This is a genomic window from Rugamonas brunnea (genome assembly GCF_014042345.1).
GTDB classification, from domain to species: Bacteria; Pseudomonadota; Gammaproteobacteria; order Burkholderiales; family Burkholderiaceae_D; genus Rugamonas; species Rugamonas brunnea.
Window position 1 is genome coordinate 52,944 of the sequence record NZ_JACEZT010000008.1, and the last position, 22,328, is coordinate 75,271.

Annotated in this window: 17 protein-coding genes; 6 read left to right on the forward strand and 11 right to left on the reverse strand. The window is 67.8% G+C overall.

The features are described from left to right. The first annotated feature begins 91 nt into the window (after positions 1-91). Positions 92-559 carry a cache domain-containing protein gene (locus tag H3H37_RS13455; protein ID WP_182163263.1) on the forward strand — a complete coding sequence of 156 codons (468 nt, stop codon included), beginning with the start codon at positions 92-94 and terminating at the stop codon, positions 557-559. Positions 560-593: 34 nt separating this feature from the next. On the opposite strand, the gene H3H37_RS13460 is transcribed toward H3H37_RS13455, so the two are convergent. The 7 genes from H3H37_RS13460 to H3H37_RS13490 form a co-directional block, all read right to left on the reverse strand. Further along, on the reverse strand, positions 594-1,436 hold the full coding sequence (locus tag H3H37_RS13460; protein ID WP_182163265.1) for an N-acyl homoserine lactonase family protein: 843 nt from the start codon (positions 1,434-1,436) through the stop codon (positions 594-596). Between the two features lie 34 nt (positions 1,437-1,470). After that, positions 1,471-3,483, reverse strand: a complete 2,013-nt coding sequence (locus H3H37_RS13465; protein WP_182163267.1) for a nitric oxide reductase activation protein NorD — start codon at positions 3,481-3,483, stop codon at positions 1,471-1,473. Positions 3,484-3,487: 4 nt separating this feature from the next. Continuing rightward, positions 3,488-4,357, reverse strand: coding sequence for a CbbQ/NirQ/NorQ/GpvN family protein (locus tag H3H37_RS13470; protein ID WP_182163269.1), 870 nt, complete (start codon positions 4,355-4,357; stop codon positions 3,488-3,490). Then, positions 4,341-5,699 (reverse strand): cbb3-type cytochrome c oxidase subunit I, encoded by a 1,359-nt coding sequence (locus tag H3H37_RS13475; protein WP_182163271.1) that lies wholly within the window; start codon positions 5,697-5,699, stop codon positions 4,341-4,343. Before H3H37_RS13475 ends, H3H37_RS13470 begins: the two co-directional genes overlap by 17 nt. Positions 5,700-5,711: 12 nt before the next feature. Further along, on the reverse strand, positions 5,712-6,551 hold the full coding sequence (locus tag H3H37_RS13480) for a c-type cytochrome (protein ID WP_182163273.1): 840 nt from the start codon (positions 6,549-6,551) through the stop codon (positions 5,712-5,714). 382 nt (positions 6,552-6,933) lie between these two features. Further along, complete coding sequence (locus H3H37_RS13485) at positions 6,934-9,369, reverse strand: TonB-dependent receptor (RefSeq protein WP_182163275.1); 2,436 nt, start codon at positions 9,367-9,369, stop codon at positions 6,934-6,936. A gap of 185 nt (positions 9,370-9,554) precedes the next feature. Beyond that, the gene (locus H3H37_RS13490) at positions 9,555-11,240 is read right to left on the reverse strand and encodes a cytochrome C (protein WP_182163277.1); all 1,686 of its coding nucleotides are present in this window, start codon (positions 11,238-11,240) and stop codon (positions 9,555-9,557) included. A gap of 209 nt (positions 11,241-11,449) precedes the next feature. On the opposite strand from H3H37_RS13490, the gene H3H37_RS13495 reads away from it, so the two are divergent. The 4 genes from H3H37_RS13495 to H3H37_RS13510 all read left to right on the forward strand — a co-directional run bounded on the left by H3H37_RS13495 (position 11,450) and on the right by H3H37_RS13510 (position 15,788). After that, positions 11,450-13,138 (forward strand): ATP-binding protein, encoded by a 1,689-nt coding sequence (locus H3H37_RS13495; RefSeq protein WP_182163279.1) that lies wholly within the window; start codon positions 11,450-11,452, stop codon positions 13,136-13,138. Further along, positions 13,131-13,856: a response regulator gene (locus H3H37_RS13500; RefSeq protein WP_182163281.1), complete on the forward strand. Its 726-nt coding sequence runs from the start codon at positions 13,131-13,133 to the stop codon at positions 13,854-13,856. Before H3H37_RS13495 ends, H3H37_RS13500 begins: the two co-directional genes overlap by 8 nt. A 162-nt stretch (positions 13,857-14,018) precedes the next feature. Next, positions 14,019-14,576, forward strand: a complete 558-nt coding sequence (locus H3H37_RS13505; RefSeq protein ID WP_182163283.1) for a hypothetical protein — start codon at positions 14,019-14,021, stop codon at positions 14,574-14,576. A 12-nt stretch (positions 14,577-14,588) separates the two neighbouring features. Then, positions 14,589-15,788, forward strand: coding sequence for a metallophosphoesterase family protein (locus H3H37_RS13510; protein ID WP_182163285.1), 1,200 nt, complete (start codon positions 14,589-14,591; stop codon positions 15,786-15,788). Positions 15,789-15,819: 31 nt separating this feature from the next. Here H3H37_RS13510 and H3H37_RS13515 read toward each other — a convergent pair whose 3' ends face one another. Beyond that, complete coding sequence (locus tag H3H37_RS13515; protein WP_182163287.1) at positions 15,820-16,446, reverse strand: response regulator; 627 nt, start codon at positions 16,444-16,446, stop codon at positions 15,820-15,822. 146 nt (positions 16,447-16,592) lie between these two features. Next, on the reverse strand, positions 16,593-18,815 hold the full coding sequence (locus tag H3H37_RS13520; protein ID WP_182163289.1) for a molybdopterin-dependent oxidoreductase: 2,223 nt from the start codon (positions 18,813-18,815) through the stop codon (positions 16,593-16,595). A gap of 143 nt (positions 18,816-18,958) precedes the next feature. Here H3H37_RS13520 and H3H37_RS13525 point away from each other — a divergent pair, with 143 nt between their 5' ends. After that, complete coding sequence (locus H3H37_RS13525; protein WP_229218828.1) at positions 18,959-19,267, forward strand: apolipophorin; 309 nt, start codon at positions 18,959-18,961, stop codon at positions 19,265-19,267. A gap of 90 nt (positions 19,268-19,357) precedes the next feature. Here H3H37_RS13525 and H3H37_RS13530 read toward each other — a convergent pair whose 3' ends face one another. Both H3H37_RS13530 and H3H37_RS13535 read right to left on the reverse strand, forming a co-directional pair. Beyond that, a complete protein-coding gene (locus H3H37_RS13530) occupies positions 19,358-19,951 on the reverse strand; it encodes a PEP-CTERM sorting domain-containing protein (protein ID WP_182163291.1) in 594 nt (197 codons plus the stop codon). Between the two features lie 184 nt (positions 19,952-20,135). Beyond that, on the reverse strand, positions 20,136-22,307 hold the full coding sequence (locus H3H37_RS13535) for a CHASE2 domain-containing protein (protein ID WP_182163293.1): 2,172 nt from the start codon (positions 22,305-22,307) through the stop codon (positions 20,136-20,138). Between the last annotated feature and the right edge of the window lie 21 nt (positions 22,308-22,328).

Genomic DNA, 22,328 nt, shown 5'->3' on the forward strand with positions numbered 1-22,328 from the left:
CATGTGCTATCGTCTGCTGTAGCGGCGGACACAGCCGTATCTGCGGCGGCCGTCCGGCCGCCGCCTTGTTACACCACAAGGAGAGAACATCATGCGACAACTGTACCAATACCTGATGACGGCGCTGCTGGCGTTGCTGGTGGCCGGCGCCGCCCAGGCCCAGGAAGCGACCCACCGCGGCACGGCCGATGAAGCGGTGGCCATGGTCAAGAAGGCCAGCGCCTACCTGCAAAAGAACGGCAAGGACAAGGCCATTGCCGCCTTCAACGACCCCAAGGGCGAATTCATCAACGGTGACCTGTACGTGTTCATGATCGACACCAGCGGGGTGATGCTGGCCCACGGCCAGAACCCCAAGATGGTCAACAAGAACCTGATGGAGCTGAACGCCGGCGGCGTGTATCCGCTCAAGGAATTCCTCAAGCTCACCAGCGGGCCGGCCGGCAAGGGCTGGGTCAAGTACATGTGGCCGAACTCCATCTCCAAGAACATGGAGGAGAAGAACACCTACGTGGAAAAAGTGGGCGAGTATGTGATCGGGGTGGGCATCTACAAATAAGGTGTTTGCCCTGGCCCCGGTACACTGGGCGCGCTCAGTCGTAGAACGCCGGGGCCAGTTTCAGCGTGTCGCGCTGCGCCTTGTCGTGGTTGATCCACAGTTGCGCGTGGTACTGCGCCAGCAGATCGGCGATGCGCTGCATCGAGGCCAGCGTCTGGTCCTTGTCGACGTTCATCGATGGCACGCGCCGATAATCCCAGTTGCTCTTGAAGTGGATCGCGTCGCCCGACAGCAACACGGCGCCGCTGCCGGGCAGCTTGACCAGCAGCGACTGGTGGCCCGGTGTGTGGCCGGGTGTGGCGATGAGGGTGACGCTGCCGTCGCCGAACACATCCTTGTCGCCTTCCAACGTGGTGACCGGATGGCCGGGCTTGAAGCGCGGCGCGTTGTTGGCGCCGGGCCAGGTGTACTCGGCTTTCTGCACCAGCAGCATCGTTTGCGGGAACAGCTCGACATTGCCGATGTGGTCCGGGTGGGCGTGCGAGATCGCGACATAGCGCAGGTCCGAGGGCGCCACGCCCAGTTGCGCCAGCTGGCTGGCCAGCGTTTTCGGCCGGCGCCAGTGCACCGCCTTGGGATCGGCCGGGGCCAGCCCGCCTGGCATGGCGGCGATGGCGTCGCTGACGCCGGTGTCCCACAACAGCCAGCCCTGGGCATGCTTGATCAGGTAGCAGTTATCCACGAACGGCATCGGTTGACCGACATTGACGCCCGGCGACCAGCGCGACACATCCCCGGCCTCGCCTTCACCGCAGTTGAGGATGTAGAGCCGCTCGGCCGTGCCGGCGCGCTGCGCGGGCATGCCGCTGCACCCGGCGATGAGGATGGTGAGCGACGCGGCCGCGACCCGGGCGGCGGCGAACGGAGCTTTCAGCATGATGGATTCCTCCTGATAATTCGATGAGCGCCGGTCAGACGACCAGCTTGCGTAACCATGACAGTAACACCGTGGCCAATAATTCGGTGCGGGGCAGGATGGCGAACTGGTGGCGACCGAATACCTGGCCCAGGTAATGCGCGGCCTGATGGTCCACCGTCAGGCAGAATGTGGCGATGCCGCTGTTGCCGGCCTCCACCACGGCCTGCCGCAAATCGTGCAGCCCGTACTGGCCTTCGTAGACATCGACGTCATTGGGCTTGCCGTCCGTGAGCAGCAGCAGCAGCCGGTGCCTGGCCGGTTGCGCGGCGAGGCTGGCGGCCGCATGGCGCACCGCGCTGCCGGTGCGCGTGTAGTGTTCCGGTTCGATGCCGGCGATGCGCAAGGCCACGGCCTGGCTGTACGGCTCGCGGAAGTGCTTGATGTCGCGGATCGCCACGCCTTCCCGGCCTTCGCCGCTGAAGGCCATGACGCCAAACGGCTCGCCGAGCGCGTCGAGTGCGTGGCTCACCAGCAGCAAGGCTTCCCGTTCCACGTCGATCACGCGGCGCTGGTCGCTGATCCAGCCATCGGTCGATCCGCTCGCATCCACCAGCACCAGGACGGCGAGGTCGCGCCGTTCCAGGCGCTGCGTTTCGAACACGCGGCCATCGGGTTCGCCGCCGGCGCGGCGCGCCGCTTCCCCGTCCACCCAGGCATCCACGTCCAGCGCTTCGCCCTCCAGCTGGTAGCGATGGCGCACGCGCCGCGCGCGCAGCAGCTGGAAGCCGCGCCGCACCGCGCCCAGCAGCGTGGCGTGGCGGCGCATGGCGCGTTCGACGATGGCGGGATCGCCGGCCACCGCCGGCGTGGTCCAGACCACGCTGCCGCAGGCCGCGTAATCGCCGCGGCGGTAGTCCCATTCCCGGTAGTGGTGGCGCGTGCCCTCGCGGCCGCCAATGCCCGCTTGCTGCCCGGCGCTGGCGCCCGGAACCGGTTCCTCGCTCATCAGGACCTCGGCCGGCGTCCCGGGCGTTGCGACCAGCCGCGCTTCGGGCAACTCGGACAATGCGTCGCCGAAGTCGTCCGCCTGCGTGTCGGCATCCCGGTCGGTGGGCCGTTGCAGGCCCGCAGGGTCTTCCGCTTTTTCGTGTGGCTGTGCGGTCTGGAGCACGAACGGTCCCGGCGATGCCTGCTCGTCCTCGCCGTCCCGGACCGGCCTTGCCTGGGGCCGCCGCGCCAGCCTGGCGCTGCGTGGCGGCTGGCGCGATGCGTGCGGATCGTCGCGCGCGCCGGGCAGTGCGGCCGGCCTGGCGTCGGGCTGTTTGAAATCGCCCAGCCACAGATCCTTGTGCAGCAGCGCACCATGGCCCGCAGGCGGTGCTTCGCGTGTCGCCTGCTCGGCCAGTTGGTACAGCGCGGCGCAGGACAGTGCCAGCGCATCGGCCGGCAGGGTCGCCAGCGGCGGCTGGCCGCGCAGCGCGCGCAGCACCGCCTGTTCGATCCAGGCCACGCTGCCCGACAGGCGCGCCGGATCGGGACGCGCCGCCAGCGCCTCCGCGCGCAGTTGCGCAAGCGCCGGTCCCAGGCCGGGTAAGCGGCGCTGCAACAGGGCATCGCAAATCCAGGCCTCGCAGACATGGAACAGGGCGCCCGCGAGATCCGCGCGCGCGCCGAACGCGGGTGCGCCGCGCACGGCGCGCGTGGCCTGCAGCAGGGCCAGTGCCCGGTAGCGTTCCAGGGCCGGGCCGGGCGCGAGCGTCAATGACGAGGGCAGCCAGATCGCCTGGCCATCGGTGGCCGGCAGCGCAATGGTGTGCACCGGGGCCTGGCCGCGTCGGAACAGGCGGTCAAGCATGGTGCGGGGCAGGGGCACTTGCGCGGCATGGAAGCGGAAGCTGCGGCCGAACGCGGCGTTGCACAGCAGGTCGAGGCGTCCGGCGACGCTCTTCAGCGCCACGATTGGTGGGCCGCCGCCCTGTTGTTGCCGCCGGCGCTGGCGGGCCCGTTGCAGGTGGTCGAATGCGTAGCGCGCCGCATCCGTGATGACGTCTTCTGCCTCCGGCATCGCGCTAGATGAAGCTGGCCCGGATCAGGTCGTCCATGGCGCCGGTCAGCGCGCCATCGTCCGACAACGGGGCCACGATGGCCGCATAGCAGGCCTGGTGCGGATGGATGCCGCTGGCGATCAGGCGCGCGGCGGCGACCAGCAGCCGGGTGCTGGGCACTTCGGCCAGCCCCCGGTCGTGCAGCTGGCGCAGGCGTCCCGCCAGCGTCACCAGCTCATGGGCCAAGGCCTGGGCCACGCCCCCTTCATGGGCCACGATCGCCATTTCACGTTCGGGCCGGGGGAAATCGAAGTCGAAGCCGACGAAGCGCTGGCGTGTGCTGGGCTTGAGGTCTTTCAGCATGCGCTGGTAGCCGGGGTTGTAGGAAATCACGAGCTGGAAGCCGGGCGCCGCTTCGATGGTTTCGCCGGTCTTGTCGATGGGCAGGATGCGGCGGTGGTCCGTCAAGGGATGGAGCACCACCACCGTGTCCTGGCGCGCCTCCACCACTTCGTCGAGGTAGCAGATGGCGCCGCTGCGCACAGCGCGCGTGAGCGGGCCATCCTGCCATACCGTGTTGCCGCCTTCGATCAGGAAGCGTCCCACCAGGTCGGAGGTGGTCAGGTCGTCATGGCAGGAGACGGTGACGAGCGGGCGGCCCAGCTTCCAGGCCATGAACTCGACAAAGCGCGTCTTGCCGCAGCCGGTGGGGCCTTTCAACATGACGGCCAGCTTGCGCTCGTGGCACTGCTCGAACAGCGCCACCTCGTCGCCCTGCGGCTGATAGTAGGGAGGGGGCGAGATTGCCCCTTGGGGAGGGGGCGGGATAGCCCCCTGCGGTGCGGCCGGGCCGATCCCCGGCGCCCCGTGCGCCGCCTCAGGCTCCCGCTGCATACGGCTGTCCCTGGACGTTGTCGCTCAATTCCATGCGCGGGCTGTAGCGGAAGAAATCCACGATGAACAGCACCACGCCGCTGGCGAACAGCGATGCCGTCGCGATCAGCATCAGGAAGTGCACCTGGATTTTCAGCTGCGCGTCCAGGAAGCCCAGCCCCATGATCCGTTCCAGGTAGACTTGCCCCATGCCGGCCGTGGCGAACGACAGCGTCATGCCGAACATGCCCGCGATCTGCAGCCAGAACGCCCAATAGCCGAGCGCCGTGCCTTCCTCGGGGCGGCGCGTCAGGCTGGGCAGGGCGAACGAGATCATGGCCAGCACGATCATCGCGTAGGCGCCGTAGAACGCCGCATGGCCGTGCATGGCGGTGATCAGGGTGCCGTGGGTCCATTTGTTCACGGACGGGAAGGTGTGCGCCAGGCCCAGCAGGCCGGCGCCGAACAGCGTGAACACGGCGCTGCCCACCGTCCAGTGCAAGGCCAGCTTGTTCGGATGGCCGGCGCCGGCCCGGCGGATGCTCGAATAGGCATACACCGCCATGCCCACCAGCGCCACCGGTTCCAGCGCGCTGAAGAAGCCGCCGATGGGCAGCCAGTAGCTGGGCACACCCACCCAGTAGTAGTGGTGCGCGGTGCCGAGGATGCCGGCGATGAAGACCAGGCCCACGATCACATACAGCCACTTCTCCATCACTTCGCGGTCGGCGCCGGACAGGCGGATCAGCAGGTAGGCGAGGAAGCCGCCCTGTATCATTTCCCACACGCCTTCGACCCACAGGTGGATGGTCCACCAGCGGTAGAAGATCGACACCGTGTAGTTCTTGTATTCGATCAGTGCGGGCAGGTACAGCACGGCCGCCAGTCCCAGGCCAGCCAGCAGCACGCCTTCGCTGGTGGTCAGGCGGCCGGCCTTACGGATGGTCATGCCGACGTTGTAGAGGAACATGAGCATGACGATCACGATGACGATCTTGTGCGGCAGTGGCTGCTCCAGCAGCTTGTTGCCGGTGCCCCAGCGGAACAGGTAGCCGATGATGGCCGTCACGCCCATCACCACCCACAGCACGAGCTGGATGTAGGCCAGCCGTGTGCTGTGCAGTTCGGTGCGCGATTCGTCGGGCACCATCCAGTAGGTGGCGCCCATGAATCCGCACAGCACCCACACCACCAGCAGGTTGGTGTGGATGACCTTGGTGACGTCGAACGGCAGCACGTACAGCAGCGGGTCCGGCCCCAGGTATTTCGCGGCCGACAGCAGGCCGAACACCAGTTGCAGGCCGAACAGGGCGACGGCCACCGCAAAGTACCAATAGGCGACTGATTGTGATTTGTATTTCATCGCGGGCTCCGGTTACTTCAAGGTCGACAGGTAGGCCACCAGGTGGTCCAGCTGCTCCGGTTTGAGCGAGCTGGGATAGGTGGCCGGCATGAACGACTTGCCATCGGCCGAATACATGGCGCCAGGCACGATGTGGGCGCTGGGGGTGAGCACCGATTCGCGGATGTAGCCCGCCAGGTCCTTGGCGTGGCCGTGGTAATCGCTGCTGGTGAGCAGCGCCTGGGTGCGGCTGGCCAGGCCCGCCAGCGATGGTCCGGCCATGTTCACGCCCGGCGCCGTCGAATGGCAGGCGGTGCAGGCCGGCACGGCGCTGCGGAACACGGCTTCGCCCAGCGCCACCGGATCTTCCGTGGCCGCAGCCGTGCCGGCAGATTCGGCGCGTGGCGGCTGGCTGGCGCTGCGATCGGTGCCGGGGAAGGTGGCCCCCGTCACCAGCAGCGGCCGTGGCGGCCAGCCCTGGTTATCGACTTTCGACACCCAGTCGAGGAAGGCGATCAGGCCCGTGATGTCGGCGTCGCTGAGGTTCTGGCGCGGCATCAGGCGGCGATGCTTTTTCTCGTCGTAGAACTTGGCCGGGTCCTTGAGGTAGGCGCGCAGGTAGGCTTCGCCGCGCAGCTGGGTGATCTTGGTCAGGTCCGGCGCGTAGTAGGCGCCCTCGCCGAACAGGGTGTGGCAATTGATGCAGTTATTGTTGTGCCATACGTCCTTGCCGAGCGTGACCTGGTCGGTGATCGCGCTGGCGTTGGTCAGCTTGTCGAACTGGCGATGGCTGTCCAGCGTCAGTCCGAGGAAGGCGAGCGAGGCGATGGCGGTGGAAACAATGGCGAAGAGTCTGGCTTGGCGCTTGTTCACGCTGACCTCCTAGACAGAAATCGCAGGCCAGTAACGCAGCGCCGTCACGGCCGAATAGGCGATCGCGACTGCGATGAGTACCACGACAAGATAAGCGAACAACTTCAACGACGTGATCCAGGCGTTCATCGTGTTCCTCCTTGAAGAGTGCCACCGATAATAACTCGACAACGACAGTGCTGGCGCAAGTTTAGGATAAAAACAACAATAGTGGTTTTTTTGCCCGTCTTTGCATGGTTGGCGTGCCGACGGCCCGGCAGCCGCGCGGCACAAAAAAATGGGCGGCGCCCCCGGGGAAGAGGCGCCGCCCGAAACCGCGCGGACGCGGCGAGATTACCGTTGTCGCCAGGGCGGCCGTTGAGGGCGCCGCCACGGCCGTCGCTCACATGCTGGCCCGCAGCTCCACGGCGATGGTGCGCGGCGGCGTGAGATAAGCGTAGGGCGAGCCGAACTGCTGCGTTTGCCCGCCCAGCGAGGTGATGTAGCGCTGGTCGAACAGGTTGTTGACGATCAGCGCCACGCCGTAGCGCTGCGACGGGCTGTCCCAGCCCATGCGCAGGTCGAACTTGCTGGTGGCCGTCCCGGTCTTCAGCGTGGCCGTGCGCAGGCAACTCAGGGCTGCCGTGTCGCTGTTGCAGCGCGTGGCGCTCTGGTGGCTGCCTTGCAGGTTGACGCTGGCGCGCCCGCCCGCCGTCTCCCAGCTCATGCTGGCGCCGCCCATCAGATTCAGGCGCGGCGTGCCCACCGGCTGGCCGGTCAAGTCCAGGCTCACGTTGCCGGCCGCGTCCAAGCGCTGGTAGCGGGTGTAGGTCTGGTCCAGGTATTCCAGGCCGCCGAACACCGTGAGGTTGGGATTGACGCGCACCCGGCCGTCCAGGTCCAGCCCGTGCGCCTTCTGGTCGCTGGCGATCACGTTGTAGGTCGGGATGGCGCCCACGCTGTAGAGCTGGATGTCCTGCAGGTTCTTGAACTTGTAGGCGAACAGCGAGGCGTTCACGCTGGCGCGCAGGGCCGGCACGTTCCATTTCACGCCGGTCTCATAGTTGGTCATCTTCTCCGGCGCGAAGCTGGGGTCGCGCCCGGTGGAAGTGGGCGAGGCCGGATTGGGCGGCGTGAAGATGTTGAAGCCGCCCGCCTGGTAGCCGCGCGACACGGAGGCGAACAGCAGCGTGTCGGTATTCAGTTTGTGGTCGAATACGAGGCGGGGGCTGAAGTCGGTCCAGTCCTTGTCGCGCGTGACAGGCGCGCCGGCCAGTTGCCCGGCCGTGGCGAAGATGATGTTGGACGGGAAGGTGGACGGGCCCACGCCGGCCAGCGGGCCGTAGGCGGTGAGGAACTGGTCGAGCGCGGGCGAGACGCGGCCCGGCACGTACCACGTCATCGTTTTTTTATCCTGGGTCCAGCGCAGGCCGGCCGTCACGTTGGTCGACGGCGCCACGTGCCAGATGGTGTCGCCGTACAGGGCCACGGAGCGGGTGCGCACGTCGCTGTAGTGGGTTTCCTGCCACGGGTAGCTGGTCTGCGGGACGGGCACGCCGGCCGCCGCCAGCCCGCCGAACAACTGGGCGAAGTTGGGCGCGCCGCCGGCGAACAGGCTCAGGGTGTCGAGCGTGCCCGTGGTCACGTAGGCGCCGGCATCCTGGTGCTCGTTGTTGTGGAAGTAGCTCAGGCCCGCGATCCAGTCCAGCCGCTCCGTTTTGCCGGACAGCTTGAACTCCTGCTGGAAGCTGCGTGCGCGCTTGGCGTCCAGCGTGGCCAGGTACAGGTCCTCGCGCGCGTTGCCGTCGTTGTCCGTCAGGTTGTGGGTGGTGAAGCGGCGCCACGCGGTGGTGGACGCGAACGCCATGCCGGCCAGCGGCGACTCGATGCGCAGCGTGGCGCCGTCGAAGTTGCGGCCTTCCGCGCCCTGGGTGTCGTTGTGCAGCGGGGCGCTGAACGGATCGACGAAGTTGGCCGTGTAGGCCGCGTCGTACACGCCCCGGTAGCCGCCCAGCGGCAGGGCCGGGTCCTGGATTACGGCGAACGCGGGCCGGCCGTACTGCTCCATGCTCTCGTGTTCCCAGCCGACGATCACCTTGGCCGCGCCCACGTCCTGGCGCAGCGACAGCCGCGTGGCCCAGGCCTTGTCGCCGCCCATCTTGTGGTCCATGGTCTGGTTGGTGACCCAGCCCGCACTGCCGGCCCGCACGGCTACCAGGCGCGCGGCCGTGGTGGCGGAGATGGGCAGGTTGAGCATCACGTCGGCGTTGGCGCGGCCGTAGTTGCCCAGCTTGAGGTGTGCCTCGGCGTCGGTCGCCTGGCCCGGCTCGTTGGTGCTGATGGCGATGGCGCCAGCCGCGCTGTTGCGGCCGAACAGCGTGCCTTGCGGACCCTTGATCACTTCGATGCGCTGCACGTCGATGAAGTTCATCAGCGCGCCGCCGGTCTTGCCGGTGTAGACGCCGTCGACGTAGATGCCGACCGGCGAATCGGTGGCGATGCCGAAGTCGCCCGGCTGCACGCCGCGGATGCCGAAGCTGGGCTGGGTCGGTTCGGTGCTGTCGACCACCAGGCCGGGGATGTAGCCGTTCAGATCGGCCAGGTCCTTGGCGCCGATGTTGTTGATGTCCTTGGCCGAAATCACCTGCATCGCGATCGGCACGTCCTGCACCAGCTGCTTGCGCGCCTGCGCCGTGACGACGATGGACTGGATCTCTTCCGCGCTCCACGCGGCCGGCGCGGCGAACGCGCACGCCACGCTGGCGGCGATGGTGGTGCGGAGCAGGTGGTTGCGCGTGAGGCACGCGCGCGCTTGGGCGGGCAGGTCCGTCTGGTGCATGCTAACTCCGGCAGGTGGTTGATGTCTCAACGATTATGCCTACAGTTTTGTCATACACACAAGATGTTCGTGGCCGCTTTGTCGGTTCTTTCGCACGGATTTCGACGCCGGCGCGGCGGCCTATTCCGCGCCGTTCAACTGGCTTAACTTTTGGCTCGCCAGGCCATGCGGCCTGGCTCGCCGCGTCACAGCGCCTTGAGGAAGGCCGCCAGGTCGGCCGCTTCCTGCGGCGAGAAGCCGATGCGGAAGCGCGTGTCGTAGAAGCGCACCACGTCCTCGATGCGGCGCTGCGAACCGTTGTGGAAGTAGGGCGCGCGCGCCGCCAGGCCGCGCAGGCCGGGCGTCTTGAAGCGGCCGATGTCGCTCCACTTTCCGCTCTCCATGGCGCTGCCCGGATCGCTGGTCTCGATCACTTCGCCGGTGGCGTTGTTGCGCAGCGTGTAGAGCGGCAGGTCCGGGGTGCGCAGGTTGGCGGCGGCGGTGCCGGTATTGAACAGGCGGGCCACGGAATGGCTGCCCACGTTGGGCGCGTTGTGGCAGGTGGCGCAGGTGGCGCGTTGCAGCGGCAGCCGCAGTTCGTTGTTGAAGCCGGCCACGCCGACTACGTTGAACGGCTTGTTGTTGAAGATCTGCTCGCCGCGCGCGATGGCGGCGCGCGCCTGGTTCTGGGTGCTGGGGGCGGGTGGCACGGGCGCCGGCTGGCCACGTCCGGCCGGTGGTGGCGCCGGTGGCGCGGGCGGCGCAAGGTTGCGCCACGCCGCGTACAGGTTCATCACGTTGCGGTTGAACGGCGCGCCGGTGCGGTAGTCGCCCGATTGCGGATCGTTGATGCCGAAGTAGAAGCCTTGTTGCGACAGCAGTTGCGGGCCACCGAGCGCGCCGGCGTCGGAAAGGCTGCCGGCGGCCGTGGCGCTGGACTGGGCCGTGAACAGGGTCTGTTCGAAGGCGGCAATCTGGCGCTGCTGGTCGGCCGTCAGGTCCTGCGCCGCTTCCGCGTGGCCGCGCACGGCGCTGTTGGCCTGGTGGCGCAGGTCGGTGTCGAGCGGGGCGAAACAGCGCGCCGGACGCACGTCCTTGATGCAGATGGCGGAGGTGGCGTCGGTGAGCGTTTCGCGCCCGTCCCACATCACGCTGGCGTTGAACGGCAGGTTGGTGCTGGGCAGCGGGCGGCGGAACAGCGACAGTTCGGCGGCGCTGGCGTAGTGATAGGGATCGTCCGCTTTCACCAGCGTGAATTCGGCGTTGGCTGGCATCGGCAGGCCGACCCGGATCAGGCCCTTGGTGAGCAGCATGCTGTAGGCCAGGCGTTTCTGGTCCAGCGTGGCCACCGGCGCGTTCGGCGCGACGGCGCCATCGACGGGGCGGAACACGGGATCGAGGCCGGCGCTGCTGTTGAAGCGGGCCGTCAGCCCGGCCGGAGTGATGGTCCAGCCGTTGCCGGGCTGGTGGCAGCTCGCACAACTGCGTCCATTGCCGAACGGCTGGAAGAAGGGATTGCTGGTGTCGACCGTGCCAGCGGTGCTGAAGGTGAGTGAGGCGCCATCGGCGTTGGGCACGGGCGCCAGCACCACCGGTGGTGGCGACTGGACCAGTACGGCGGCGGTGATGGCGCCGTTGGCGGTGGTGCCGTTATTGGTGCTGGTAGCGGCGCTGGCGCTGGTGTTCGCGCTGGTATTTGCGCCGACATTCGAGCTGATATTCGCGCTGGCATCGGCGGCGGCGCTGGTGTCGGCGGCGCGGGCCATGGCGCCAGCTTGCAGCGCGCGCGGTGCCGCATCGGTGGCGGCGGTGTCGGTGGCGCCGCCGCCGCAAGCGGCCAGCACGGCGGCGGGCAACAGCAGCAGGGGCAGGCGTAGGGCGCGTTGGTGCATGATGGTCTCCGTCGGTGGTGGTTGGATTGCGTAGTTGGTCTGCGGAAACAAATATGCCGGTCAAATGTGCAGGAAAAATGGAGACCGCGGTGGAATGTGGTGCGCCTGCCGCAGGCGCGCGCTGTCCACATTGTCTGCACAATTGGCAGGTATGATGGCGCTGGACCCAGAGGCGAGAGGAGAGCAATGAAGCAGCACTGGACCCTGATATGCGGCTGACGATCGCGCGCAAGATCGCGCTGGCCGTGATCGCCATCGTCATCCTGTGCATCGGCACCATGGCGTGGGTGACGAGCATCAGCCTGCAGCGCGGCTTTGTGACCTACCTCAACGAGATGCAGACGCAAGACCTGGATCAGCTGCGCGAGCTGCTGGAGGCGCGCTACCGCAGCGAGGGCGACTTTGAATGGCTGCGCCACCAGCCGCGCGCCTTGCGCTCGCTGCTCGACCAGATGAAACCGCGCCTGCAGGCCGAGACGGACGACATGGACGTGCGCCGGCGTGGCCCACGTGGCGGCCGGCCCGATCGTCCGCCGCCTGAAGCGGAGGACGCGCCGCCTGAGCAGGATGCGCCGCCGCCACAACGGGATGGCCCGGGCTATGGCGGGGCCGACCGCTTGCCCGGCTATGGCCGGCCACCGCCGCGCGCCGGCCTGGGGCCGTTCCATGGCGAGCAGCAGCCAGCGCGTGCCGACTTGCAGCCACCGCGCGACGATATGCCGCCACCGCGCGCCGACATGCCACCGCCACGCGCCGGCCTGCCACCGCCGCGCCGTCCGGGCGGCGCCGATCCCGCCGGTTTCGCCTCGCGCATTTCCATCGTCGACGCGCAAGGCCAGTCGCTGATCGGCCCGCCCGACTTCCCGCCCGGCATAGAACGCGACATCAAGGTCGATGGCCAGGTGGTGGGCCGTATGCGCCTGATGCCGCTGCGCCAGGCAGGCGGCGACGCCAGCGCCGCCACCTTCCTGCGCGGCCAGTTGCAAACGATACTGCTGTTGTCATGCGCGCTGATAGGCATGGCCATCCTGGCCGCTATCTGGCTGGCGCGGCACCTGCTGCGGCCCGTGGCCGCGCTGCGCGGCGTGACGGAAAAGCTGGCGCGCGGCGAATTCGCGGCGCGCGCGCCCGTGCTCTCGCGCGACGAGCTGGCCGAACTGGCGCTGCACGTCAATGCGATGGCGCAGGCGCTGGAGGAAAGTGAGCAGCAGCGGCGCCGCATGCTGGCCGACATCTCGCACGAATTGCGCACGCCGCTGACGGTGATCCGCGGCGAGATCGAAGCCCTGCTCGATGGCATACGGCGCGCCGACGTCAACGCGCTCGATTCGCTCCACGCGGAAGTGCTGCGCCTGAACCAGCTGGTGGACGACCTGCACCAGCTGGCGCTGGCCGACGCGGGCGACCTGCAGTACCACTGGCAGCAGCTGGATCTGACTGCGCTACTGCGACCGCTGCTGGAACGCTACCGGCTGCGCGCGCAGCAGGCCGGCCTCACGCTGACCGCGTCGCTGCCGGATGCGCCGCTGACGCTGACGGGCGACAGCGGCCGCCTGACGCAAGTGTGCGTGAACCTGCTGGAAAACAGCGTGCGCTACACGGACAGCGGCGGCAGCATCGCCGTCACGCTGGCCGCCGACGGCGCCTGGGCGCAACTGACGGTAGACGACAGCGCGCCCGGTGTGCCGCCCGGCCTGCTGGCGCGCCTGTTCGACCGCCTGTACCGGGGCGACAGCGCGCGCGGGCGCGGCGGCAGCGGCCTGGGGCTGGCTATTTGCAAGGCCATGGTGGAGGCCCACGGCGGCAGTATCGTGGCCTTGCCTTCGCCGCTGGGCGGCGTGAGAATGCTGGTGCGGCTGCCGATCCACCCCTCAACCAACCGTCAAGCGCATGGATAACAACGCCCACATCCTGATCGTGGAAGACGACGTCAAAATCGCCGCGCTGCTGGCTGATTATTTCGTGGCCGCCGGCCTGCGCGTGACGCGCGTGGCCGATGGCCTGGCCGCCGTGGAAGCGGTGCGCGCCCACGCGCCGGACCTGATGGTGCTGGATCTGATGCTGCCCAGCCTGGACGGCATCGGCGTGTGCCGCGCCGTGCGCGCGTTTTCCGCACTGCCCATCATCATGCTGACGGCGCGGGTGGACGAGATCGACCGCCTGCTGGGACTTGAATCGGGCGCCGACGATTACGTCTGCAAGCCGTTCAGCCCGCGCGAAGTGGTGGCCCGCGTGCGCGCCCACCTGCGCCGCGCGGCCGGCATGGCGCAACTGGCGGCCGGTGCGCCCGCTGCCGCGACGGCCGCCGCTGCAGCGCAGGCGCCGCAATTCCAGGTGGAGCGCGAACGCATGTGCATTACGTATGGCGGCGTGGCGCTGGCGCTCACGCCGGTGGAGTTCCGCCTGCTGGCTGAACTGATGGCCAATCCGGGCCGGGTCTATTCGCGCCAGCAACTACTCGACTGCGCGCACGAGGACCAGCGCGACAACAACGACCGCACGGTCGATTCCCACATCAAGAACATCCGCCGCAAGCTGGCCGCGCGCGTGCCCGAGTCGGAATGCCTGCAGTCCGTGTACGGCGTCGGCTATCGCTTCGAATTGCCGCCGCCGTAACGCGGCGCGTGGCGGGCGCGCCCTGCCGCTGGCGCGGTTGGCGCAGTCGGCGCAATTCGCGTAATTGGCTTGGTTGGCGCGGTTCGCCCGGTAGGCACAAACTGCGTGCGCTGCCGCACAAGCGGCGTAAAATGCTTATTTTGCAAGATCGAGGCCGCCGTCATGCCGGAATTCTTGTCCGATGAGCAGTTGACCGCGCTGCGCACCAGCCTGCGCCGCGCCGGCCATGCGCGCTTTCCGCTGCTGCGTCCGGACATCGATGACCTGGCCGCACAGACCGTTGCCGATCTGTGGAAATACCTGCTGGAGCGCGCGCCCGGCCCCGCCCTGGGCGCCGACGCCATCCAGCGCATCGCGCACGCGATTTTCAACCGCCGCGCGGCGGACCTGTTCCGCAAGACCCGTCCCATGCTGGCGGCCGCCGCCGTGGCTGCGCCCGCACCGGCGACGGAAGCGGAACCGGCCGACGAGCGCGCGGGCGACCTGGCCACCACGGCGCTGTACCGCAGCATGCTGCGCGTGTGCGTGGCCGAGTTGAGCACCATTTCCGAGCAAGACCAGATGGCCGTGGCGATCGCCACCGGGCTGGCGTCCAGCGCGGGCGACGCCTTGACGGCGGCCGAGCGCCAGCGCCTGCACCGCGTGCGCAAACGGCTGGCCGCCGCCATCCAGCGTGAACTGGGCGAGGATGCATACAAGCTGCTGCGAGACTTATCTTGAGGAGCGATGAACATGGCTATCCATTCGGATCCTGAGTTGGAAGCGTTTCTGCATATCGTGCATGTGTCGGACATGCACTGCAAAGGGCAGGGCGTCGTGGTCGATACCGCGACGGAGAAAAACGTGCGAGGTTTGGTCAATGCGCTACGGCGCCTGGGCCGCGCGAAGTGGGCCGATCAGCTCGAACACCGTTGGCAGGCGGGGCTGGCTGGTCACGATCCCACGGCCCATGCGTGGATGTGCGAATTTCTCTGTGACTTCTTTAAGCACGACGATCGCGCGGACGTGGAAACCTGGCTGCTCGATACGGGCGACCTGAGCGCGCTGGGCGACATGGGCTCGCTGAGGACGGCGCTGGAATGGCTCGATGATTACCGCGTCATTCTCGACGCGAAGCAAACGCTGATATTGCATGGGAATCACGATGCATGGCCGGGGAAGTTTCCCCTGGCCGCCAATCAGTTGGAGATCGATATGCACCAGCAGGCGTTACGCGATTTGCTGGGCAAGGCGTGGCCGCAAACGGCGATCCACACCCGCATTCCCCATTCCAGCGCCAGGGTGACACTCAGCGCCGTCAACAGCACGACGGGCGAGCGCTGGCCTAACACGCTGGCGCGCGGCGAGGTGGGTATGGACCCGCCATGGAACACGTTCGGCGACGACCAGTTACAGCAGCTGGCCAAGCAGACTTGCAGGCAGTTTCACGCGGATGGCAAGACACGCGACTTCCGCATCCTGGCCATGCACCATCCGGTCCACTATCCGCCACCGCGGCCGACAATGCAAATGAACTTGCGCAACGATGGCGAAGTGGCTGATGCGCTGGCCGATTTCAGCACGCATCAACGGGGCAAGCTGGCCCACTTGCTGTTGAGCGGGCATACGCACGAGACCTATCCGCGCCTTGGCGCCTTGCCGCCCACATCGACGGGACAGCAATATGCACCGTTGTATGAAGGCCAGTTGCAGCTGGTCGCGGGATCGCTGTCGCAACTGCCCCGGCATGCCGGCCGGGACACATTCGAGGATGCTGATTTCTTTCCGCAGCAATGCCAGATCCTGACCTTCTTTTCCTCGCCGGCCAGCGCGCAGCGGGGGCAGTTGCTGATGGAGCGCCGTGTTGTTGGGCGCGGCGGAGCGGGACCGTATCAGGTGCTGACGCCGCCCGGCAACCCGAATCGTGTCGAGTCTGTCGTATGGGAGTATTGAGCGTGCTGGTCGCGGCACGCCTGCGCCGGACTTATTTCTGCAGGTAAGTGCCCGTCAATTCCGGCACATACACGATCGTCGTCATGTCGATTTCCATTGGCGGGATCACATAGCTTGGCCGGGTCAGGTCATGCATTTTTTTTAGCAGCAAGCGTCCTTCCTTGCCGACATGGAATCTGGCCGCGACCAGATCGAAGGCGGCCAACAGCTCGTCGTCGCGGCCGGCCTCCAGATTCGCCATCACAGATGCCTGGCGGTTGGTTTGGCCACGCAGGTCGTGGCCCAAATCCAGCCAGAAAGCGGCAGCGGCCATGGCCCAGTCGCCGGCCATCTGGTTCATCCATTGCTGCTCTCGCTCGGCCTCGTCCTCAATCTCCGGGACCCCCGTGGTCAGTGCATCGTCCGGCAACCCGGACTTGGCGTCGGGCAGCGCGGCGATGTACTCGTCGAGCTCGGCCAGCAGGGACTTGAGCAGGGCGTCTGCCTCTTCGGTCTGCACGGCGTCCGCCTCCTGCTCTGTGGCCCGGGCCACGCCTTGCCGCACCAGCTGGCGTGCGGCAGGCAGGATGGCCGCGCACAGCTTCCGCAGTTCGCGGTTCTGCCGGGCGGTGTCCTCGCGATCGTGCGTCAGTTCGGGGGTGATGGTATTGGGCTTCATGGCAGTACCTCGTGGCTGATCTGTTCGGTAACATTTCGCCCGCGCATGTTCTTTTTATCGCGTGCTTGTATGGTATATCGAAAAGCGGCGGCTTTCGTGACATGCATGGCACGCTTGAGGCGATCGCCGCCGCCACCGCGTGCCGATCAGCAAGGCCGCATGTCGATCGCGATGCCCGATAGTACGGCATTGCCCGACAGCGGATCGCGCCATTGCTCGTCCAGCAAGGCGTTGAGGTTGGCGCCGGGCCGCTCGGCCGCCACGCCCAGTTGTGTGCCCGGCAGGTCGTGGCCCCAGCCGTGCGGCAGGCTGACCACGCCCGGCATCATTTCCTCGCTTAATTCTACTTGCGTTTCCACCATGCGGTCGCCATTGCGGATCTGCGCGCGGCCGCCATCCACCAGTCCCAGCCGGGCGGCGTCGGCCGGGTGCACCAGAGCCGTGCAGCGGAACGCCCCCTTGGCCAGAACGGGCAGGTTGTGCATCCAGCTGTTGTTCGAGCGCAGCTGGCGGCGGCCGACGATGACCAGTTCCGGCACCTGGTCCGGCACGGTCATCGCGTCGGCCACCCGCGTCAGGTCGGCCAGCAGCGGCGATGGCGCCAGCTCGATCTTGCCCGAGGCCGTGCGCAGTACTTCGGGTATGCGCGGCTGCATGGGGCCCAGGTCGATGCCGGACGGCGCGGCTTGCACCTTGGCCAGGGTCAGGCCCTCGGGCCGGGCGCCGAACTGGTCGCCGTACGGGCCGCTGCGCAGGGCCAGGTCCAGCATCCGTTCCGCGCCGCGCCGGCCCGCCAGCGCCGCCATGATGTGGGGCGTGGCCGGGCCAGCCGCTTTCTGCACTTCTTCTTCCAGCAGCGCCGTGTCGTAGGCGTCGAGGTCGGCGTCGCGGCCCATGCCCTTGACGATGGCGGCCAGCCGCAGCAGGCTTTCCCATTCGTCCGGCTGGCCGTCGGCGCGGGCCAATACGGGGGCGCTGTAGCGCGCGTGGTTGCGGTGCGACAGCTGGCCGAAGCTGACGTCGTAATGCGCGTCCTCCAGCGGCGAGACGCCGGGCAGGATCACGTCCGCATGGCGCGACGTTTCGTTGAGGTAGATGTCCATGCTGACCATGAAGTCGAGCTGGTCGAGCGCCTTGGCCAGCCGCGCGCCGTTGGGCGCGGACAGCACGGGGTTGCCAGCGATGGCGATCAGCGCGCGCACCTGGCCGGGGCCGGGCGTGTCGATCTCCTCGGCCAGGCAGGTGACGGGCAGCTCGCCCATCACTTCCGGCGCACCGGCCACGCGGCTGCGGTAGCGGCCCATGACCACGCCGCGCCCTGCGCCCGGCTTGCCGCGCGTGTTGGCGGCGAAGGCGGCCGCCTTGGGGAACATGGCGCCGCCCTCGGCGTCCAGGTGGCCGGTGAGGACGTTGATGGCGTCGATCAGCCACGAGGCCAGCGTGCCGTACTGCTGGGTGCAGGTGCCGATGCGGCCGTAGATGGCGCCACGTTGTGCGCCGGCCAGCTCGCGCGCCAGGGCGCGCACGACCCCGGCCGGCACGCTGCAGCGCGCCGCCATCTGCTCGGGCGGGTAGGGCAGCACGGCTTCGCGCAGCGCGTCCAGCCCCGCCACGTGCGGCGCCAGCCGGCCAAGGCGCACCAGGCCTTCGTCGAACAGCGTGTGCGCCAGGCCCAGCAGCAGGAACACGTCGCCACCGGGACGGATGAAGTGGTGGGCGTCGGCCGCCTGCGCCGTCTCGGTGCGGCGCGGGTCGATCACCACGATCTTGCCGCCGCGCGCGCGCAGCGCCTTGGCCTTGCCCCGGTAATCGGGCACGGTCCACATGCTGCCGTTCGAGACCATGGGATTGGCGCCCAGCACCAGCAGGTAGTCGCAGCGGTCGATGTCGGGCACGGGCACGCTCATCCAGTTGCCGAACATGAGGCCGACGGACAGCATCTTGGGCACCTGGTCCACGCTGGAGGCCGAGTACATATTGCGCGTGCCCAGTGCGCGGGCCAGGCGGGGGAAGTAGAGCATCAGGCTCATCTTGTGCGCCACCGGATTGCCCAGCACCGTGGCCACCGCGTCGGCGCCATGGGCCGCGATGATGGGCGGCAGGCGCCGTTCGATTTCCGCGTAGGCCTCGTCCCAGCTGACGGCCACGAAACGGCCGTCGCGCTTGATGAGCGGGGTGCGCAGGCGGTCGCCGTCCTCATGCAAGTCCTTCAGGCTGACGGCTTTCGGACACAGGAAGCCGGCGCTGAACACGTCGGCCTCGTCGCCACGGATGCGGGTGACGTGCTGGCCTTCGCGTTCGATCACAAGGCCGCAACTGGCCTCGCACAGGGGGCAGATACGGTGGGCGACGGCATGCTGGTCGGTCATGGTCCGGCCTTTCTCGGGAAGTGAACGGTCGTGCTATTGTCGGGACTCAGGTGGCCGCTGTCAATCGCCGCGTGTAACCGTGTGCGATACGCTCTGGTGTATGCTGTGATGCATTATTGTTTATTTTTTGACAGGAGCAAACCATGATGATATCCACGAAATCCGTGCTGGCCGTGATCGCGCTGGGCGCCGTGCTGGCGGGCTGCCAGAAGAAGGAGGAACCGGGGCCGGCTGAACAGATGGGCCGCAAGCTGGACCAGGCCACGCAGCAGGCGCAGGAGGCGGCCAAGGATACCGGCGAGAAGCTGCAGAAGGCGGCCAGCGAGGCCGGCCAGCAGCTAAACAAGGCGACCGAGGTGGCCGGCAAGAAGATCGAGGAAGCGGGCGAGAAGATCCAGGAGAAAGCCCGCGAGGCGCGCGACAAGAAAGACGACGACAAGGCTGCAAAATAAGAAGGCCGAGGCCGCGCCGCGTTCGCCGGGGCGGACGGGCGCGGCGTGCTTGCGTACGTATTGGCGTACGTATTTGTGTGCGTGCGCGCGTCAGTTGCGTTGGCGGCGGCGGGTCAGCGCGCCCAGCAACAGCAGGCCGGCGCCGAACATGGCGTAGGTCTGCGGCTCCGGCACGGCGCTCACCTGATGGATGCTGGTGACGGTTTGCGGTGTGAAGGACAGCGCCCGGCCTTCAGGAGGCTGCATGCGGCCGAACACCACGTCTTCGATGTTGCCCGAGCCGCGACGGATGTCGTACGTGGTGCGGCTCGCGCTCCACTCATCCGGACCGGGTGGCGAAAAATAGATGGTCCGCTCGGCGTTGAGTTGCAGCCCGCCCTGCTGGCTGAACGAGAACGCCGACACGCCGCAGGTGTTGTAGCCGCTGTTGTCGACGCAGTGCACGAACTCGGTGCCGTTGATGGTCAGGTCGGTCAGTTCGTTCAGTTCGAGCGCGTTGTCGTGGTTGGCGTCCACGCCGGCGAACGTGCCGCTGACGGTGCGGGTGGCGTCGAAATAAGGCATGCTGTAGGGTTCCCAGACGTCGAAGCCGGTCCAGGAAAACGCATACTGCGTGGGGGCGCTGGCCTGGGCCAGTGAGCAGCACGCGGCCAACACGCTACCGTACATGAGTTGCTTGAGCATAGGTCACTTTCGGTTGGTTGAGGAGGTTGATGCGACGGCCCGGCTGGCGGACAGCAGGGGCCGGCGCGTGGAGCGTGCTGCGCTTCGCCGCTTCCCGGCGTTATTGTCAGCACGAAAATATTATCATATTGATTTGCAAAATATGCAAGTATTCGGGCGCGGATGACCCGGAAGCGGGCGCCGTTCAGGCGGCGCTCACATCGCCATCGGCAGACGTGACGTCCGCATGCTCCTGCGCCACCTGGAAGAATTCCTCGTGCCGCCGCTGGAACGCGGCCACCAGGTCGGGATCGAACTGGGTGCCCGATTGCTCGGCGATGTAGGCGCACACTTCGGCGTGCGAGTAGCCGCGCTTGTAGACGCGCTTGCTGATCAGCGCGTCGTACACGTCGGCCAGCGCCATCAGCCGGCCCGCCAGCGGAATGGCGGCGCCGCGCAGGCCGTGCGGGTAGCCGCCGCCGTCCCACCGTTCATGGTGGGCTTCGATCATCTCGCGCGCGTAGTTGAGGAAGTGGCGCTTCTCCGGGTGGCCGTGGCCGACGATGATGCGCGCCAACGTGGCCGCCCCGATCAGCGGGTGGGTCTTCATGATGGTGTACTCCTCCGGCGTCAGCTTGCCCGGCTTTTGCAGGATGCTGTCGGGGATGCCCACCTTGCCGATGTCGTGCAGCGGCGCCGACTTGGCATACAGTTCGATGTCCGACGGCGTCAGGTGGGCGTAGGCGGGCGTGGTGGCCAGCTCGCGCGCGAGGATTTCCACGTAGCGCTGGGTGCGCAGGATGTGCTGGCCGGTGTCCTTGTCGCGCGATTCGGCCAGCACCGACAGGCTGAAGATGATCTCGTCCTGCGCCTCGTACAGGTCCTGGGTGCGGGCGTGCAGCTTGCGCGCCTCGATGCCGTATTTGAGCAGGCTGAGGCAAGTGGTGATCAGCACCAGCGCCATGATGGGGAACAGCGGCGACAGGTGCACGCCCATCTCCAGCAGCAACTGGCGCGCGGTCCAGTAAAAGCCGCCGGTGCCGGCCAGCACGGCCAGCAGTGACAGCAGGTAGCCGGGCTGGCTCAGCATCAGCGTGCCGGCCAGGCCGGCCAGCAGCACAGCGGTCAGCTCCACGCCCCGGGCCCAGTCGGGACGGCTGATGTAGCTGTCGCTCAGCACGTTGTCGATGATGGTGGCGTGAATGTCGAGGCCATTGAGCCAATTGCCCGATGGCGTGCGGTGCCAGTCGCCCAGGCCCCGGGCCCAGGTGCCGATCAATACGATCTTGCCGCGTAATGAGGCCGGCGCCACCTTGCCGTCCAATACGGCGCGCGCCGACAGGTAGGCATGGCTGGCGTTGCGGTAGTCCAGCAGCAGGTTGCCGGCCGCGTCGAGCGGGATGGCGTGGCGGTCCCAGTACAGCGTGAAATCGCTGCCGTCCTTGCCCAGCCGCAGCAGCCGGTCCTGCGACGTCAGCAACAGTGCCGACAGCGCCAGCGATGGCCGCTCCTTGCCCGCCACGGGCAGCAGCAGCGGCACCCGGCGCAGCGTGCCGTCCAGGTCTTCCAGCGCGTTGGTGTAGCCCTCGGCGCTGGCGGCAGCCGTCAGCACGGGCACGCTGCGCAGCAGGCGGCCGGCGCGCGGCATGTGCCAGGCGCGGCCGCCATCGGCCCGCAGCACCACGGTGCCGTCGGGCGCGGACGGGGCGGTGGCGGTGGAGGCCGCAGTTATTGCCGCCGTGGTCGTGGTTGCGGTCGCAAGCGTAGTTGCAGTCGCGGTCGCAGTGGTCGTTGTCGTCGCAGCCGTCGTTGTAGCCGCTGACGTTGCCGCAGCCGTCCCCTGTTGGCTGAAGTCGAGATAGTAGGCCAGTACGCTTGCGCCTTCTGCCAGCGTGTTGGCCAGGCGCTGGGAGTTGCTGTCGGGCGTGGGCGGTGGCGCGTGGCTGGAGTCGGTGGCGGTGGCATCCAGGTCGCGCTGGCGTTCGTGCGTGATGACTTCGGGCGCTGTGCGGTCCGCTTCGGGCATGAGCAAGTCCAGCACCACCACGGTGGCGCCAAACTGGCGCAATTGCCGCACCAGTTGCGCCAGCCGGTAGCGTGGCCAGGGCCATTGGCCGTAGGCGGCCAGGCTGTCCTCATCGATCCCCACCACCACCGGCGCGGACGAGGGCGGCGGCGCCGCGCGGCCGGCCACCATCATGTCGTACAACAGCAGGTCGAGCTGCTGCAAGGGCGGGGGCTGGAAGATCGACAGCAGCGCCACGGCCAGCGTCAGGCACAGGCCCAACGCGTACAGCGGCGCCTGGCCTTCGCGCAGCGGCAGCCAGCCGCGCAGGCGGCGCAGCAGGGACGGGTGGGGGCGGCTGGCGGCGGCCATGGGCGGCGGCAGGGCGCTGGC